Origin of the sequence: Microlunatus aurantiacus (genome assembly GCF_039536605.1) — a bacterium.
GTDB lineage: Bacteria > Actinomycetota > Actinomycetes > Propionibacteriales > Propionibacteriaceae > Microlunatus > Microlunatus aurantiacus.
This window is the reverse complement of record NZ_BAAAYX010000013.1, coordinates 496,452-512,999: the sequence shown is the minus strand read 5'-3', so window position 1 is coordinate 512,999 and position 16,548 is coordinate 496,452. Positions and strand designations below refer to the sequence as shown.

Annotated in this window: 12 protein-coding genes; 6 read left to right on the top strand and 6 right to left on the bottom strand. The window is 71.2% G+C overall.

What is annotated here, in order from left to right; genetic code table 11:
- The first annotated feature begins 198 nt into the window (after positions 1 to 198).
- From ileS to ABD714_RS16220, 3 genes are all read left to right on the top strand, one after another.
- A complete protein-coding gene (gene ileS, locus ABD714_RS16230; RefSeq protein WP_344813436.1) occupies positions 199 to 3,438 on the top strand; it encodes an isoleucine--tRNA ligase in 3,240 nt (1,079 codons plus the stop codon).
- A 169-nt stretch (positions 3,439 to 3,607) separates the two neighbouring features.
- Positions 3,608 to 3,769 carry a hypothetical protein gene (locus tag ABD714_RS16225; protein WP_344813435.1) on the top strand — a complete coding sequence of 54 codons (162 nt, stop codon included), beginning with the start codon at positions 3,608 to 3,610 and terminating at the stop codon, positions 3,767 to 3,769.
- The gene (locus ABD714_RS16220) at positions 3,766 to 3,915 is read left to right on the top strand and encodes a hypothetical protein (protein WP_344813434.1); all 150 of its coding nucleotides are present in this window, start codon (positions 3,766 to 3,768) and stop codon (positions 3,913 to 3,915) included. Before ABD714_RS16225 ends, ABD714_RS16220 begins: the two co-directional genes overlap by 4 nt.
- Positions 3,916 to 3,929: 14 nt before the next feature.
- On the opposite strand, the gene ABD714_RS16215 is transcribed toward ABD714_RS16220, so the two are convergent.
- Genes ABD714_RS16215 through ABD714_RS16205 form a run of 3 tightly spaced genes read right to left on the bottom strand, consistent with a single transcriptional unit; the run spans position 3,930 to position 9,638 of the window.
- Entirely contained in the window at positions 3,930 to 5,672 is a 1,743-nt protein-coding gene (locus tag ABD714_RS16215) for a SulP family inorganic anion transporter (RefSeq protein ID WP_344813433.1), read from the bottom strand.
- 28 nt (positions 5,673 to 5,700) lie between these two features.
- Complete coding sequence (locus ABD714_RS16210) at positions 5,701 to 9,033, bottom strand: hypothetical protein (RefSeq protein ID WP_344813432.1); 3,333 nt, start codon at positions 9,031 to 9,033, stop codon at positions 5,701 to 5,703.
- A gap of 2 nt (positions 9,034 to 9,035) precedes the next feature.
- Positions 9,036 to 9,638 (bottom strand): dihydrofolate reductase family protein, encoded by a 603-nt coding sequence (locus ABD714_RS16205; protein WP_344813430.1) that lies wholly within the window; start codon positions 9,636 to 9,638, stop codon positions 9,036 to 9,038.
- 209 nt (positions 9,639 to 9,847) lie between these two features.
- On the opposite strand from ABD714_RS16205, the gene ABD714_RS16200 reads away from it, so the two are divergent.
- From ABD714_RS16200 to ABD714_RS16190, 3 genes are all read left to right on the top strand, one after another.
- Positions 9,848 to 10,399: a hypothetical protein gene (locus ABD714_RS16200; RefSeq protein ID WP_344813429.1), complete on the top strand. Its 552-nt coding sequence runs from the start codon at positions 9,848 to 9,850 to the stop codon at positions 10,397 to 10,399.
- A gap of 41 nt (positions 10,400 to 10,440) precedes the next feature.
- Positions 10,441 to 11,802, top strand: coding sequence for an MFS transporter (locus ABD714_RS16195; protein WP_344813428.1), 1,362 nt, complete (start codon positions 10,441 to 10,443; stop codon positions 11,800 to 11,802).
- 804 nt (positions 11,803 to 12,606) lie between these two features.
- Entirely contained in the window at positions 12,607 to 13,689 is a 1,083-nt protein-coding gene (locus ABD714_RS16190) for an IS110 family RNA-guided transposase (RefSeq protein ID WP_344813427.1), read from the top strand.
- A 238-nt stretch (positions 13,690 to 13,927) separates the two neighbouring features.
- Here ABD714_RS16190 and rraA read toward each other — a convergent pair whose 3' ends face one another.
- Genes rraA through ABD714_RS16175 form a run of 3 tightly spaced genes read right to left on the bottom strand, consistent with a single transcriptional unit; the run spans position 13,928 to position 16,544 of the window.
- A complete protein-coding gene (gene rraA, locus ABD714_RS16185) occupies positions 13,928 to 14,413 on the bottom strand; it encodes a ribonuclease E activity regulator RraA (RefSeq protein ID WP_344813426.1) in 486 nt (161 codons plus the stop codon).
- A 2-nt stretch (positions 14,414 to 14,415) separates the two neighbouring features.
- Positions 14,416 to 14,823 (bottom strand): universal stress protein, encoded by a 408-nt coding sequence (locus ABD714_RS16180; protein ID WP_344813425.1) that lies wholly within the window; start codon positions 14,821 to 14,823, stop codon positions 14,416 to 14,418.
- Complete coding sequence (locus ABD714_RS16175) at positions 14,820 to 16,544, bottom strand: tripartite tricarboxylate transporter permease (protein ID WP_344813423.1); 1,725 nt, start codon at positions 16,542 to 16,544, stop codon at positions 14,820 to 14,822. The genes ABD714_RS16180 and ABD714_RS16175 overlap by 4 nt, the downstream gene beginning before the upstream one ends.
- Positions 16,545 to 16,548 lie beyond the last annotated feature (4 nt).

Here is a 16,548-nt window from a genome sequence, read left to right as displayed (position 1 = left end):
GAAGAACCGGGACCGCGCGTCGTGACGAGCGAGGTCCCGCACTAGAACCGGACGGGTGGGCCCGTGACAGCCCGCGACGAGCGGTCGGCCGTTCGCGAGGAGATCTCGTGGGAGGCCGGCAAGCGAGGTGGTACCGCGGTGGAGACATCGTCCTCGTACGAGCAGCTGAACCGTACGAGCAGACGAAGAGAGACCGCGATGACGACCTACCCCAGGGTGACCACCGGAGCAGACGACCGGACGCCGGTGCCGGCCGCCCCCTCCTTCCCCGCCATGGAGGAGCGCGTGCTGGCCTTCTGGAAGGCCGACGACACGTTCCGGGCCTCGGTGGACCGCAACCCGACCGGTGCGGACGGCGCCAACGAGTTCGTCTTCTACGACGGCCCGCCCTTCGCCAACGGCCTGCCGCACTACGGGCACCTGCTGACCGGCTACGTCAAGGACATCGTGCCGCGCTTCCAGACCATGCGCGGCCGGCGGGTCGAGCGCCGCTTCGGCTGGGACTGCCACGGGTTGCCGGCCGAGCTGGAGACCATGTCGCAGCTCGGGCTGAAGACCAAGGACGAGATCGAGGAGATGGGCATCGAGGCGTTCAACGCCGCGTGCCGCACCTCGGTGCTGCAGTACACCGACGCCTGGCAGGCCTACGTCACCCGGCAGGCCCGCTGGGTCGACTTCGAGCACGACTACAAGACCCTCGACATCACCTTCATGGAGAGCGTGCTGTGGGCCTTCAAGTCCCTGTACGACAAGGGACTCGTCTACGAGGGGCTGCGGGTGCTGCCCTACTGCTGGAACGACGAGACCCCGCTGTCCAACCACGAGCTGCGGATGGACGACGAGGTCTACCAGAACCGGCAGGACCCCGCCGTCACCGTCGGCTGCCGGCTGGAGACCGGTGAGCTGGCGCTGATCTGGACCACCACGCCGTGGACCCTGCCGAGCAACCAGGCGATCGCGGTCGGGACCGACATCGACTACGTGGTGGTGCAGGGCACGCCCGAGCACGGCGACGGCGAGCGCTACCTGATCGCCGAGGCGCTGTTGCCGCGCTACACCCGCGAGCTCGGCGAGGACGCTGCGACCCGGATCGTCCAACGGGTGAAGGGATCCGAGCTGCTCGGCCGCCGCTACACGCCGCCGTTCTCCTACTTCCTGAACAGCGAGAACGCGCACGTGATCCTGGCCGGCGACCACGTCACCACCGAGGACGGCACCGGGCTGGTGCACATGGCGCCGGCGTTCGGCGAGGAGGACAAGATCGTCACCGACGCCGCCGGGATCACCCCGGTGGTGCCCGTCGACGCGGCCGGCCGCTTCACCTCCGAGGTGCCCGACTACGCCAACCTGCAGGTGTTCGACGCCAACGGCCTCATCATCGACGACCTCAAGGCGACCACTCGGGGCACGCCGTCCGGTTCGGTCATGCCGGGCACGCTGCTGCTCCGCCAGGAGACCTACGACCACCCGTACCCGCACTGCTGGCGGTGCAAGAACCCCTTGATCTACAAGGCCGTCTCCAGCTGGTTCGTCTCGGTGACCAGCTTCCGGGACCGGATGGTCGAGCTCAACGAGCAGATCACCTGGGTGCCCGAGCACGTCAAGGACGGGCAGTTCGGCAAGTGGCTGTCCAACGCCCGCGACTGGTCGATCAGCCGCAACCGCTACTTCGGCAGCCCGATCCCCATCTGGAAGTCCGACGACCCGAGCTACCCGCGGGTCGACGTCTACGGCTCGATCGCCGAGCTGGAGGCCGACTTCGGGGTCGAGGTGACCGATCTGCACCGGCCTTTCATCGACGAGCTGACCCGGCCCAACCCGGACGACCCGACGGGCCGCTCGACCATGCGCCGGGTGAGCGAGATCCTCGACGTCTGGTTCGACTCCGGTTCGATGCCGTACGCGCAGGTGCACTACCCGTTCGAGGACGCCGACTGGTTCGAGCACCACTTCCCCGGTGACTTCATCGTCGAGTACATCGGCCAGACCCGCGGCTGGTTCTACACGATGCACATCCTGGCCACCGCGCTGTTCGACCGGCCGGCGTTCAGCAGCGCCATCAGCCACGGCATCGTGCTGGGCAGCGACGGGCAGAAGATGTCCAAGTCGCTGCGCAACTACCCCGACGTCAACGAGGTCTTCGACCGCGACGGCGCCGACGCGATGCGCTGGTTCCTGATGTCCTCCCCGATCCTGCGGGGCGGCAACCTGATCGTCACCGAGCAGGGCATCCGCGAGGGTGTCCGGCAGGTGCTGATCCCGCTGTGGAACGCGTACTACTTCTTCACCCTGTACGCCAACGCCGCGCAGGGCGGTCGGGGCTACGAGGCCCAGGTCAGCCGCGCGTCGACCGACGTGCTGGACCGCTACGTCCTGGCCAAGCTGGACGAGTTCACCACCCAGGTGGGTGACGAGCTGGAAACGCTGAACGTGGCCGCGGCCTGCGACGCGACCCGGTCGTTCCTGGAGGTGCTGGCCAACTGGTACATCCGCCGGTCCCGGGACCGCTTCTGGGACGGCGAGTCCGAGGCGTCCCTGGCGGCGTTCGACACCCTCTACACGGTGCTGGAGCAGACCACCCGGGTGGTGGCCCCGCTGCTGCCGTTGACGGCCGAGGAGGTGTGGCGCGGGCTGACCGGTGGGCGTTCGGTGCACCTGACCGACTGGCCTTCTGTCCAGGGCGAGAGCGACGCCGGGCTGGCGGTGGCGATGGACCGCGTACGCGAGGTGTGCTCGACCGCCTCCGGCCTGCGCAAGGCCGAGGGTCTGCGGGTCCGGCTGCCGCTGGCCACCCTCACCGTGGTCACCGACGACGCCGCGTCGCTGCACCAGCTGGCCGGGTTGATCACCGACGAGCTGAACGTGAAGTCGCTGGTGCTGACCGATCTCGCCGACGCCGACCAGGGCGCCTTCGGGGTGCAGCAGACCCTCCAGGTCAACGCCCGGTCCGCCGGGCCGCGGCTCGGTCGTGAGGTGCAGCGGGCGATCAAGGGCAGCAAGTCCGGCGACTGGTCGGTCGACGGCGACGGCGCGGTGGTGGCCGGCGGGATCGCCCTGCTGGAAGGGGAGTACGCGCTGAGCACTGTCGTGGCCGACGCCGACCCGAGCGACCAGCGGGCGGTGGCCATGCTGCCCGGGGGCGGCTTCGTGATCTTGGACTGCGCCGTCACCCCCGAGCTCGCGGCCGAGGGTCTGGCGCGCGACGTGGTCCGGGCGGTGCAGCAGGCCAGGCGGGACGCCGGGCTCCAGGTTAGTGACCGGATCACCCTGACGCTGGACGGGGACGCCTCCGTACGGGCCGCCGTCCAGACCCACGCCGAGCTGATCAGGAGCGAGACCCTGGCCGCCGAGCTGGTGGTCGGTGCGGCCCCGGGAGCGTCCGTGGCCGTCGGGGACGGACAGCGGGTCGAGATCGGCGTCGCCCGGCTGGCGGTCTGAGGGGTCTGGCACGAGGTCCTGGTCGCGTGGCGTGCGACCAGGATCACGCCGGCTGCAACCTGACATCGTTGTCAGTTTCCTGTTACCGTGAGGTGTCAGGCATGACGTCGGGGTTGTGCAGCCACCGCTGTGTCGACCGCGCGTCGACGTGACCAGAAAGTCGTGCTCCGTGACCACCCTCGCCTTGACGCTGTTCTCCCTGGCCCTCCCGCTCCTGGTGCTGCTCGGCTTCGCCTGGCTGATCAACGCGCTGTTCGACCAGACGTCGATCATCGGCCGCGCGGTCAGCCGGCTCGAGGAAGCGTCGATCGCCCGCCGGAGCCTGGCATGATCACCTTCGCCCTGTCGCTGGTCCTGCTGACCGTGGTGTTCCCGGTTGCCGTCTTCTACGCGGGCGCCTGGCTGATCAGCTCGGCGTACGACGAGACCTCGGCCCTGCGCCGGATGACGGTCCGCCTGGGCGTGACCGCGGAGTAGAGCCCTCCCGCCTCCTACCCGGTCGCCGCTGCCCAGGCCCGGTACGCCTCGACAGCGGTCGGCAGGGTGGCGAAGACGTGGTCCGCGCCGATGGCGTCGATCAGACCGGCCTTCTGCAGGTCCTCGCGGACCTCGAACTTCACCCGCGCCAGCGCGAGGGTGATGCCCCGGTCGACCAGCTCGGCCCGCAGCTCCTCCAGCACGTCGGCGGCGGTGAAGTCGATCTCGGTGTTCGCCTCGGCGTTCAGCACGAACCAGCGCACCGGCTGCTCGGCCTCGTCGATCGCCACCAGGGCCCGGGTCCGGAAGTTGTCGGCGTCGGCGAAGAACAGCGGCGCGTCGTAGCGGTAGACGAGCAGCCCCGGGACCTGGGTGGAGCCGGGGTAGTCCTCCACGTCGTGCATGCCGGCCAACCCGGGCGTGAACCCGAGCACCGCGTCGTGCGGCCGCACGATCCGGCGCAGGAGGTTGAGCACCGACAGCCCGATGGCGATGGCGATCCCGTAGAGGACGTCGACCGCGAGGACGCCGACGGTGGTGGCGAAGGCCAGCACCAGCTCGCTGGTCCGGAAGTGGGCCAGTCGGCGGAAGCCGGCGATGTCGACCAGGCGGGTCGCGGCGTACACGACGACCCCGCCGAGGGCGGCCAGCGGGAACGTCTCCAGGGCCGGCCCCAGGAAGAGCAGCGTGGCGACCACCACCACCAGCGCGGTCAGGGCGGCGACCTGGCTGCGGCCACCGCTGGAGACGATCACCGCCGTCCGGCTGCCGCTGCTGCTGACCGGGAACCCTTGTAGCAGACCGGCCGACACGTTGGCCGCCCCGAGCGCCAGCAGCTCCTGGTTGGCCCGGACCGGCGGGTCGTCCCGGGTGGCGAAGGCCCGCCCGGTGAGCACGTTGTCGGTGAAGCCGACGGCGGCGATGCCCGTGGCCGCCAGGGCCACCTGGACCAGGTCCAGCGCCGCGAAGTCGGGCACCCGCGGCACCGGGAGACCCCGAGGGACCTCGCCCACCACGGCCAATCCGAACCGCTCGGCGCCGACGGCCGCCACCACGATGGCGGCCGCGACCATCACGATCAGCACCCACGGCCAGCGTGGCCGCAGGGCCCGGCCCGTGAGCAGCGCCGCCACCACGACGGCGCTCAGGATCAGCGTCGGGATCTCGACCAGCCGCAGGTGGGTCGCCACGTACGCGATCTCGGCGAACGTGCTGCCCGTCGGCACCTTCATCCCGGTGATCTTGCCCAGCTGGCTGACGATCATGAGCACGGCGATGCCGGCCATGTAACCGGTCAGCACCGGTTTGGAGAGCAGGTCGGCGACGTACCCGAGGCGGGCGAGCCACCCGACCAGGCAGATCACCCCGACGCCGACGGCCAGGGCGGCGGCCGCCGTGGCGGCCAGCGCCGTGTTGCCCGCCGTCACGGTGGCGATGCCCACAGCGGCCATCAAGGCGGTGGTCGACTCCGGGCCGACCGAGAGACTCCGCGACGAGCCGAGGAGCGCGTAGAGCAGCAGCGGCCCGACCGCCGCCCACAGTCCCTGGACCGCTGACAGCCCGGCCAGCTCCGCGTACGCCATCACCTGGGGCACCAGGTAGGCGGCGACGGCCAGTCCCGCGATCAGGTCCCCCCGCAGCCAGGGCCGTTCGTAGTGGCGGATCTGCCAGGCGCCGGGCAGCAGAGCGGCCCAGCGCGGCGGGACGGTCGCGGCGACGTGGCCCTCACCCGCGGGGGTCGGCGCGGCGGTGGCCATGGCGGGACACTAGTCCACCCACCAGGCCTCAGCGCAGGTAGCCGAGCAGGTCTCCCAGGGTGCCGTAGCCGCGCAGGCAGGCGGGGGTGGTCGGGGCCGTGGCGCAGGTCGTGTCCACCTGTGCCTGCATGGCCCGGTCCAGTCCCGTCATGCTGGCCTGGGACAGCACCCAGCCCAGGGGCGCGGTGACCTCGGGTTGGGCCGTGCGGTCGACCACGATCACCCGCCGCGGGAAGGCGTCGGCGGCCGCGTCGCAGTCGACCGGACCGGCGCCGGACGGGGGGCAGATGGACCGGGTGCGGACCGTGGTCGACACGCGTTGCAGCAGCGCGTCGGTCCGGGTCAGCGTCGCCGAGCCGCGCAGGTAGCCGACGGCCGGGAGCAGCAGCTCGCTCTGCAGCGCCGGGGGCGGGGTCAGCCGGCCCGCCGTCGCCTGCTCGTTGGTCAGGAACACCACGAGCGGGATGACCAGAGCCTCGCGCGACCGTCCGGCCACGACCTCGTCGTTGTGGGTCCGGACCTGGGACAGCCACTGCGCGGAGAGGTCGGTGACGGTGGCCAGACCGGTGTTCTCGATGTAGCCGCCGTCGATCAGCTGAGTGCGGGGCCAGAAGCTGCGCTCACCGTCGGGGCTGCCCCCCGACACGTCGCAGCCGCCGGCCACACCGCCGGGCGTGACGAACGGGAACCGGGCGGTGAGCAGGGCCGCCGTCGACGCGGTCACCGAGCGCAGGCAGTCCTCTCCACGGCCGGCGACCGGGCCGTACGCGGCGAACAGGTCGATCGTCCGGGCGCCCGGTCCGACCCGTCGGTCGCAGCGTTGCTCACCGGTGGTCCCGGGCTCCGGCGGCACCGGCTGCTCCAGATCGAGCTGGCTCACCCAGGCCCGGCACTGGCTGGCCACGCTGCTGGAGTTGAGGACCAGGGGACCGGTCGCCGGAGAGAGCCCGCCCGGGTCGGCGAGGAAGTCCGCCGTGCCCCAGGGCCGTCCGGCGTACGCGCCGTCCCAGCCGAGCTCGATCAGCCGCGCCCGGTCCGCCCAGGCGCCCGCCGGAGCGGCACCGTTCGTGCCCAGCGGGACGCCGGTCGCGGCGTACGCGGGGTCGCGGACGAAGGTGCCGATCACCGCCTGGCCCAGGGTCTCCGGCTCGGCCATGGCCCGGACCGCCTTCACCGCGCGGTCGGTGCCCGGATCCTGCGGGGTGCCCGAGAAGCGGGCGACGGTGAGCCCGACCGAGCCGCCGCTGGCGCCCCCGGAGAACAGCGTCGAGTGCGCGCCGCAGCCCCCGGTCCCGCCGTCGAGCGCGTCGAGTCCCTTCACCGTCCAGTACGCGGCGCGGATGCCGCCGCCCTCAGCCGCGATCATGATCATCGGGCGGACCCGCTGCCCGTCCACGACCACCTCGCAGGCGCCCGGCCGGCTCAGCCAGCTCTGCAGCATCCCGCTCACCGGCGCCCGGGTCGGGACCGGGGCCGCGACGTCGGCGACCCGGTGGATGGTGCTACCGCCTGAGGTCAGACCGGCGAGCACGACGGCGATCACGAGCACGCTGACCAGTGGTGTCCGGCGGAACCCGAGGATCCGGAACACCTCAGCTGTCGGCCGTTCCTGGATCAGCAGGCCCGCGGTGGCGGGGATCCCGATCAGCAGCGTGAGGGAGAGGACGGCGACGGCGGACACACCCAGCCGGGCGACCAGGACCGGGAACACGGCGATCAGCAGGAACCCGGCCAGGACGATCCCGAGCAGCACCCAGCGGGCCGACAGCCTCGCAGGTGCGAGGGTGCCGAGCGCCGCGAGCGGGTCACGCACCCGGTCGGCCGGACCGCCGGCCAGGCCCCAGCTGATCAGCCAGGGGAGCACGACCCCGGCGATGCCGAGGAGCAGAAAGAAGACCGCGGGACCGCTGGCGACGCCGGTCACCGCCGGTCCGAGCGCCACCACCGACAGATAGGAGCGGATCAGGCCCACCCCGCCCACGGTGAGGGCGGTCAGCGCCAGGGCGTGACCGGTGAACCTGATGGTGTCGACCTCGGTGCCGGTGAAGGCGGGGGGTCGATCCGGGATCAGCCAGTCGCTGCGGATCTGCCAGGCCCGCCGCAGGATCCACGACACCGCCACGACGACGATCGGCACGGCGCAGAACACCAGCAGGCGTCCGGTCAGCACCGGGGCGTCCATCAGCCAGGCGGCGAGCAGGGCGGCCCCGACCGGTATCGCTGCCCCGAGCAGCCAGAGGGCGAGCAGGGCGTCGTGACGGCCGCGGAGATGCGCCCACCTCGCCCGGAAGCGCTGTCGGTCGGCGACCAGGTCGACGACCATCGCGCCGCCGAGCCGGAGGTCCCGCACGAGTCGGCGGCGGAGCAGCGTCCGCCAGCCGGTCGTCCCGGACCCGGGGGTCTCGCGTGGGCTCGCGTCGTGTGCGGCGGTCGCCGGGGTGCCCGGACCGGTTCCGTCGGGGGCGTCGCTGCGGTGCCGCTCGGCCCATCCCGTACGGAACCGGGCGAGGACCTCCAGCAGCACCGCCACCACGACCAGGGCGACGACCGCCCAGCCGGCGTGCAGCCAGCCCCGGGAACCGTCGGAGGCCCAGCGGCGCTGGACGTCGGGGAGCTGCTCGAGGATGGCGCTGCCCGACAACATGGTCAACACGACCAACGGGACGATCATGGCCACCGAGAAGCGGTGGTGCACCAGGGCGCGAAGGATGCGGCCGGCCACTCGTCGCGGGGTCTCGACGACTGTCGAGGACGGCTGCGGCACCACGAAGCGCAGCAGCAGGGCGGCTCCGACCGCCACCAGCGTCCACCACCGGACGGAGGTCGCCGCCGACAGCACGGTCGACCAGCCCGAGGGGCCGCGGATCGCACCGAGGGCCAGCAGAGCACCATCCGCCAGCACCGCGGCGCCGACGGTGACGATGACCAGCACCTGCGCCAGCCGGCGACCGGTGCGGCTCCGGTAGAGCACGGTGACCAGCCCGGCCAGCAGGCAGCCGTACGCCACCACGAAGACGAGATCCACCACGACGTGCCAGCCCAGCAGCGCCCGGAACAGCGGGTTGTCGATCAGCCCGTCGGCCGCCAGCACCTCCCCCCACCCGGCCCGACGCTCGACCGGGTTGGGGCCGACGAGCACCGAGAACGGCCAGGCGCGGCCCTGGCCGTCGACCATCCGGGCGGACTGGGCGTCGACCTCCGCGAGCGCGACGGTGCAGGCCGTCGCCACGGCCACGACCAGACCCCAGACGTAGCGGCGAGCCGGGGGCGCCGACGGTCCCGGGTCCGTCGGCGCGTCAGGTGTCGGCTGCTGCTCCGGCGGCGTCGGCGCGGCGGCGCGCCGTGCGATCGAGCTGCTCATGGCTACAGGAGCGCTCGGGGAGCGGGCCGGATACCCGTGGGGACCTCGTAGACCAGCCACAGCGCGCCGTCGTCCAGCACCTCCGACTCAACCAGCCGCAGGGCGGCCCCGGCGGTCAGCCGCCCCGGCAGCCGGAACAGGGTCTGTGCCTCCGGGTCGGCGCCGATCGCGGGCGCGACGACCACGGCGACCCGGTCGACCAGTCCAGCGGTCAGCAGCACACCGTTGAGCGCCCCGCCGGCATCCGTGCGGATCGAGCCGACGCCGTGCTCGCTGGCCAGCAGCGACAGGGCGTGGGCCAGGTCGACCCGGTCCTCGCCGGCGGTCAGGTGGGCCACGCCGCGTCGATCGAGGTAGGAGAGGTAGTCGCCCGGCGTCGACCGGCTGACGAGCACCACGATCCGGTCGTACCAGGGCTGCGCCTGCGCATGCCGCCAGCTGCGGATCCGCCCGCGGCTGTCGGGCACCACCAGCACCGGTCGCGGCTCGTGGACGAGCTCGGCGAACCCGGTGGCGGCAGCTCGCGCTCCTGCTCGGCGGCCGACTCGTTCGGACCGAACGCCTCGGCGGTGACGCTGCCCATCAAGATCGCGTCGCTGGGCCACCGCAGACCCCGCGCGTAGTAGCGCACGCCGTCCCCGTCGAACCCGGTGATCTTCCCGTCCAGGCTGATCTCGTTGTAGACCGTCACGTGCGGACGTCCGGCTGCCATCGACGCATACTCGCAGGCGGCACCGACAGCGCGCGCCCCGCCGTCAACGGGAGCACCAGGGCGTGCGCAGAGCCCGAGCCGGGTCGGGTGGACACTGGCCGGGTGCGTACCGGACTGGCGATCGTGGTGCTGGTCGGCAGCTGGCTGTCGGCGGCCACGATCGGGTGGGCCGGCAGCTACCCCGGCGGCGGTGAGCTGGCCCTCGTCTTCGTGGCGTTGGTGCTGGTCGGGCTGACCGGGATCGCCTGGCTGGTGGTGTCGGTCGCCGAGGTCGCGGCCCGGCGGTTCGCCCTGGTGGTGGCCCTGGCCGTCCTGGCCACGGTGGTGATCGGCGGTGCCGGGGTCGCGGCCCGGATCGAGCTCCCGCTGCTGGCTCGCTTCGCGCTGTCCCGTCCCGCCTTCGACCAGGTGATCGCCGACCGCGGCGAAGCGGGTCCCGGTGCCGTGTGCCCGCGCCGCATCGGCACGTACCGGATCCTCAGCTGCCGCACCCTCGGCTCCGACACCTACTTCCGGGCCCGGGACGGTGGCTTCCTGGACTCGGTCGGTTTCGTGTACCTGCCCGAGGGGGTGCCGACCGATCCGCCCAGCGGCACCTCCCTCACGTACGGACAGCTGCGTGGGCCCTGGTACTCCTTCGTCGAGGCCTGGTGACCTTCCCCGCTCCCTGACCTGGGGTCTAGGGTCTTGTGCCCATGAGCGGAACGACGGCGCAGTCGACAGGTCCGATGCGGGTGCCGGCGAGCACCGGGCGGGCGGTCCTCAACACGGTCAAGGGCTCGGCGGGCAACCTCGTCGAGTGGTACGACGTCTACGTCTACACGGTGTTCGCCGTCTACTTCGAAGCCCAGTTCTTCGACCCGGCGGACAAGAACTCGACCCTCTACATCTACGCGATCTTCGCCGTGACCTTCCTGATGCGGCCGGTGGGCTCGTGGTTCTTCGGGCGGTACGCCGACCGCCGCGGCCGGCGGGCGGCGCTCACGTTCAGCATCACCCTGATGTCGGCCTGCTCCTTCGTGGTGGCCGTGATGCCGACCCGGGAGTCGATCGGCATGTGGGCGGCGGTGATCTTGATCGTCGCCCGGCTCGTCCAGGGTTTCGCCACCGGCGGTGAGTACGGCACGTCGGCCACCTACATGTCCGAGGCCGCCACCGCCGAGCGGCGCGGCTTCTTCTCCTCCTTCCAGTACGTCACCCTCGTGGGTGGGCACGTGCTCGCCCAGATCACCCTGCTGATCGTGATCAGCGCGATGGACGTCGACGCCGTCCGCGACTGGGGCTGGCGGATCGGCTTCTTCATCGGTGGCATCGCCGCCCTGGTGGTGCTGTGGATCCGTCGCACCATGGACGAGTCGCTGAGCGAGGAGCACCTGGCCGCCGTCCGCTCGGGGGAGCGCGAGGCCGGCTCGCTCCGGGTGCTGTTCACCCGTCACTGGCGGCAGCTGCTGCTGGTCTTCCTGATCACCGCCGGCGGCACCGTTGCCTTCTACACCTACAGCGTCAACGCCCCGGCCATCGTCAAGACCGCCTTCGGCGAGGACGGCGCCAAGGCGGCGACCTGGGTCAACCTCTTCGGGCTGATCTTCTTGATGCTGTTGCAGCCGCTGGGCGGGCTGCTCAGCGACCGGATCGGCCGCAAGCCGATGCTGGTCTTCTTCGGCGTGGGTGGGGTGCTCTACACCTGGGTGCTGATCACCTACCTGCCTCAGGCGACCTCTTCGGTCTCGGCCTTCCTGCTGACCGCGGCCGGCTACGTCATCCTCACCGGCTACACGTCGGTGAACGCGATCGTCAAGGCCGAGTACTTCCCGGCCGAGGTGCGGGCGCTCGGGGTCGGCCTGGGCTACGCGCTGGCCAACTCGATGTTCGGTGGGACGGCGCCGCTGATCTACCAGGCGGCCAAGGCGGGCGACAACGTCACCGGCTTCATCATCTACGTCACCGCCATCATCGCGGTCAGCCTGGTGGTCTACGTCGTCTTCCTGAAGAACCGGGCCGTCACCGCCCTGGATCTGGAGCAGGGCCATGCGTACGCGTCGGCGACGAACCGCTGACCGGTCGCCCAGGCCCGAACGGACTGCCCGCCTCCTGACGGGGGTTTCCTCAAGACGCGCTCAACGCGTCTCCTGATCCGATCCTGAGGGTGCCGCAACCCTGAGCACGTCCTGAGCCGAGCCGGGTGGCGGCCGAGGAAGCCACTGCGGTTGACGGTTCAATCTTGTTCTCAGCACCGAGCGCCACGCCAGGACCTGGGGGAGGTCGCGTCGGACCGGTGCGAAGGGCCCGGCCAGACGCGCACCATCGGGGGATGAGGCGTCGGCCGGGTGCAGGAAGACCGACCGGAGACGCGACATCGGGGGATGGTGTCCGGTCGGGCAGGTTGTCCGGTTCGACTGCGCACCATCGGAAGATGAGGCGCCGGGCCGGTGCCAGACCCGGCCCATGGCGCTCGTGTGGGGACCCGAGCGCCGTGGGCCGGATCCATGTCCGGACACGTCCGTTCCTTCGATCCGCCCTGTCAGTGGCACTGCCGCTGCCGTCCGGGGTCACCGTTCGTGGCTCGCGGGTGGCATCCAGTGACTGGGTGCAGCGTCCGGGGCTCCCGTTCGTGGCATTGAGAATGGTGTTGGCTCACGAACCCGGGGTCTGACCCTGTTTGTGGCTGACGACCTGGTGGTTTGTCCTTACGTGAGAACTGTCGTCTCCGGGGTCGTGGGCTGCTTGTTCTGGCACGCGGCCGGGCGGGCGGTGTGACCTCATAGGAGCTTGCCGAGCGCCCGTCAATGTCTTGTCCGCCAGCCCGACCGGTGCGTGCCGCCCTCGTTGTCTTCGACTCGGAAGGACGGCTGGCATCCACCATGCCTCATCACGATTCTCTCGACCACTCCACCACCCTCATCGGGTTCGCGCAGGCCCGTTACGCCGGGGTCGATACCCACACCGACACCCACCATGCCGCGATCATCGATGGCATGGGCCGCCGCCTGGCCGATGCTGAGTTCGTCACCACCCTCGCCGGTTACCAGGCGTTGCTGGACTGGCTGCTCGCCCACGGCACCCCAGCCAGCGTCGGCATCGAGGGCACCGGCTCCTACGGTGCCGGCCTGACCAGGGTGTTGACCGCGGCCGGGTTGGCGGTGTTCGAAGTCGACTGCCCCGACCGGGCCGCCCGCCGCCACCGCGGCAAGTCCGACCCCGAAGACGCCTACAACGCCGCAACCGCGGTCGCCTCCGGCCGGGCGACCGCCCTGCCACGGGCCCGAACCGGCTGTGTCGAAGCGATCCGGGCCATCCGGGTCGCCCACCGCTCCGCGGTCAAAGCCCGCACCCAGACCGCCAACCAAATCCATGCCCTGCTGGTCACCGCACCCGACGAGCTCCGCGACGAGGTCCGCGGCTGGTCCCTGCCCCGCCTCGTCGCCCGGTTCGACCAACAGCCCATCGACGCCGATCCAGCTGATCCGGTCACCGGTCTGACCTACGCCCTAACTGCTCTGACCCGCCGCTGGCAGCACCTCAGCGACGAGGTCGCCGACCATGACCGCCACCTCGGTCACCTCGCCCGCATCGCCGCACCACACCTACTGAAGCTGTTCGGGGTGGGCTTCGACGTGGCCACCCAACTGCTGGTCACTGCCGGGAACAACCCAGCCCGGATGCGCGGCGAAGCGGCCCTAGCGCACCTGTGCGGGGTCGCGCCGCTGCCCGCCTCGTCCGGCCGCACCGACCGGCATCGCCTCAACCGCGGCGGTGACCGACAAGCCAACAAAGCCATCTACATCGTCGTCATGAGCCGGCTCCGCCACGACCCCGAAACCCGGGCCTACGCCCAGCGCCGCAAAGCCCAGGGCCTGAGCACCAAAGAGATCATGCGCTGCCTCAAACGCCACGTCGTCCGCCAGCTTTACAAAGCCCTCATCGCCGACCTGCAGACCGCTTGACATCCATAGGAGCTTCTCGCCGGTGGGATCCGCTCAACGGGTGCGGCGTTCCGCCTGCCGTTCGTGACTCGCCGGTGGCGTCCGGTGCTAGAGGCGCTGTCCGGGTTGCCGTTGGTGGCTCGCCGGTGGCATCCGGTGCGGTGGGATCCCGTACGGCCGGAAGCCCGCCGCCGAGGACCTTGAACAACCGAAGAACCCGTACGGCCACCAGGCGCGTACGGGTCCTTGCGACACGGGGTCAGGGGAGGACGACGATCCCGTCCTCGTCGGAGTGCAGGACCTGCCCCGGCGTGATGACGACGCCGCCGATCTCCACCGGGGCGTCGACGGTGCCGGCACCGGTCTTGGTGCTCTTGCGCGGGTTCGTCCCCAGCGCCTTGATCCCGATCTCCAGGCCGTCGATGGCCACGCTGTCCCGGATGCAGCCGTGCACCACGATGCCCGCCCACCCGCGGTCGACGGCGATGGCGGCGATCAGGTCGCCGACCAGGGCCGATCGCAGCGAGCCGCCGCCGTCGACCACCAGCACACGCCCCTGCGGATCCGGGTGCTCGGACAGGGTCTTCTTCAGGAGGGCGTTGTCCTCGAAGCACTTCACGGTCACGGCCGGACCCGCGAACCGCCGGAACCGTCCGAAGCTGCGCAGCTGCACCGGGATGCTGGCCAGCGCCTCGCCGTGTTCGTCGACCAGGTCCGCGGTGGCCTGTGGCTCGGTCTTCTCCATGATCAGCTCTCCTCGTGGTCGTCGGGTCGCACGGACAGCACCGGGCAGGGTGACTCCATCAGGATCCGGTGCGCGTTGCTGCCCAGCAGCATCTTGCCCACCTGGCTGCGGCGTCGCAGACCGATCACGCACAAGGCGGCCCCGACCTCCCGGATGACGTCGAGGATCTCCTCGGACGGGTCCTTGCCGCGCAGCTCCTGCCGGACGGTGAAGTCGACGTCGGCCTCGTCGAGGGTGGTCTGCACCCAGTCCCAGTCGGCCTGCTGGGCGAACGTGGGATCGGCGTACGCGTCGCCGCGCGAGGAGTTGATCACCAGCAGCGGGAGCCGGCGCAGCTTCGCCTCGCTGACCGCGGTGGTCAGCGCGGCCCGCCCGGGGGCGTTGGCGCTGAAGCCGACGACGATGGTCATGGGTTCTCCTTGGGGGATGGCTCCGGGTGGGACGGCCCGGGTGGGGACGGCTCGGGGGACTGGTCCGCGGACGCGGGGTCGCGGTGCGCGGGCAACCGGATGTCGGCCACCGCAGCGGTGGCCAGCGGGTGGCCGTCGCGGTCGGTGTCCAGGTCGTGGTGCAGCTCGTCGGACAGCTGCTCCACCGCCGCCTCGACCCTGGTCGGCAGCAGCTTCTTGATCAACCAGAACAGCAGCGGGAAGAACAGGATGACGACGATGATCACGTAGACGACGACCGCGATGGCCGAGACCACGAACTGCCCGGTGGCCACGTCGACGCTGCCGACCAGACCCTTCGGATCACCCGAGGACAGCTGCATGGCACGTCGACCCTGCAGCTCGACCCGCGGGCCGAGGATGACGCCGACGATCAGCGGGAGCACCGGGATGGCGAACCGGCGCATCCCGAAGCCCAGCAGGCCGAGCGCGAGCAGCAGGATCAGGTCGAAGTTGGAGCCGTTGACCGCGTACGCGCCCATCGAGGCGAAGAACAGGATGCCCGCGTACAGGTAGGGACGGGGGATCCGGAGCAGCTTCGCCCAGAGCGGGGCCATCGGCAGGTTCAGCACCAGCAGCAGGAAGTTGCCGATGAACAGGCTCGCGATGAGGGCCCAGACCAGATCGCCCTCGCGCTGCAGCAGCAGTGGTCCCGGTTGGATGCCGAAGGAGACCAGGGCGGCCAGCATGATCGCCGAGGTGGCGTTGGTGGGCAGGCCCAGCGAGAGCATCGGCACCATGGTGCCGGCCGCGCTGGCGTTGTTGGCCGCCTCCGGTCCGGCCACCCCCTCGATCGCCCCGCGGCCGAACTCCTCCGGGTGCTTGGTCAGCTTCTTCTCGGTGATGTAGGAGAGGAAGGTCGGGATCTCCGCGCCGCCGGCCGGGATGACCCCGAACGGGAAGCCGAACGCGGTGCCGCGCAGCCACGGCTTCCAGGACCTCTTCCAGTCCTCCTTGCGCAGGAACGGCTGGCCGACCGGGATCACCTCGGTGGCCTTGCGCCGCATGTGGGCCGCCACCCAGAGCGCCTCGCCGAGGGCGAAGATGCCGACCGCGACCACGACGACGTCGATGCCGTCGCCGAGCTGGGCGACCCCGAAGGTCATCCGCGCCTGACCGCTGACGGAGTCGATCCCGATCATGCCGATGGTCAGACCCACGACCAGGGCGATGAAGCCGCGCAGCCGGGACGCGCCGAGCACGGCGGTGACCGCGACGAACGCAAGCAGCATGATCGCCAGGTACTCCGGGGCCCCGAGGGACACGGCGAACCTCGCCATCAGGGGCGCGAAGAACACGATCAGCGTGGTGCCGATGGTGCCGGCCACGAAGGAGCCGATGGCCGCGGTGGCCAGCGCCGGGGCGGCCTTGCCGGCCTTGGCCATCAGGTTGCCCTCGATGGCCGTCACCACCGAGGACGACTCACCGGGGGTGTTGAGCAGGATCGAGGTGGTCGACCCGCCGTACATGCCGCCGTAGAAGATGCCGGCCAGCATGATCAGCGCGCCGGTCGGTTCGAGGCTGTACGTGATGGGCAGCAGCAGCGCGATGGTCATGGCCGGGCCGATCCCGGGCAGCACGCCCACGGCGGTACCGACCAGGACGCCGATCAGCGCCAGCAGCAGGTTCATGGGCGTCGCCGCGGTGGCGAAGCCCTCGAGCAGGAAACCGAGGTTCTCCATCGTC

Excerpts from the sequence above, each read along its gene's own strand:
- ABD714_RS16195 (WP_344813428.1), top strand. The coding sequence starts at position 10,441 with ATGAGCGGAACGACGGCGCAGTCGACAGGTCCGATGCGGGTGCCGGCG.
- rraA (WP_344813426.1), bottom strand. The coding sequence starts at position 14,413 with ATGGAGAAGACCGAGCCACAGGCCACCGCGGACCTGGTCGACGAACAC.
- ABD714_RS16175 (WP_344813423.1), bottom strand. The coding sequence starts at position 16,544 with ATGGAGAACCTCGGTTTCCTGCTCGAGGGCTTCGCCACCGCGGCGACG.
- ABD714_RS16190 (WP_344813427.1), top strand. The coding sequence starts at position 12,607 with ATGCCTCATCACGATTCTCTCGACCACTCCACCACCCTCATCGGGTTC.
- ABD714_RS16220 (WP_344813434.1), top strand. The coding sequence starts at position 3,766 with ATGATCACCTTCGCCCTGTCGCTGGTCCTGCTGACCGTGGTGTTCCCG.
- ABD714_RS16215 (WP_344813433.1), bottom strand. The coding sequence starts at position 5,672 with ATGGCCACCGCCGCGCCGACCCCCGCGGGTGAGGGCCACGTCGCCGCG.
- ABD714_RS16180 (WP_344813425.1), bottom strand. The coding sequence starts at position 14,823 with ATGACCATCGTCGTCGGCTTCAGCGCCAACGCCCCCGGGCGGGCCGCG.
- ABD714_RS16210 (WP_344813432.1), bottom strand. The coding sequence starts at position 9,033 with ATGAGCAGCTCGATCGCACGGCGCGCCGCCGCGCCGACGCCGCCGGAG.
- ileS (WP_344813436.1), top strand. The coding sequence starts at position 199 with ATGACGACCTACCCCAGGGTGACCACCGGAGCAGACGACCGGACGCCG.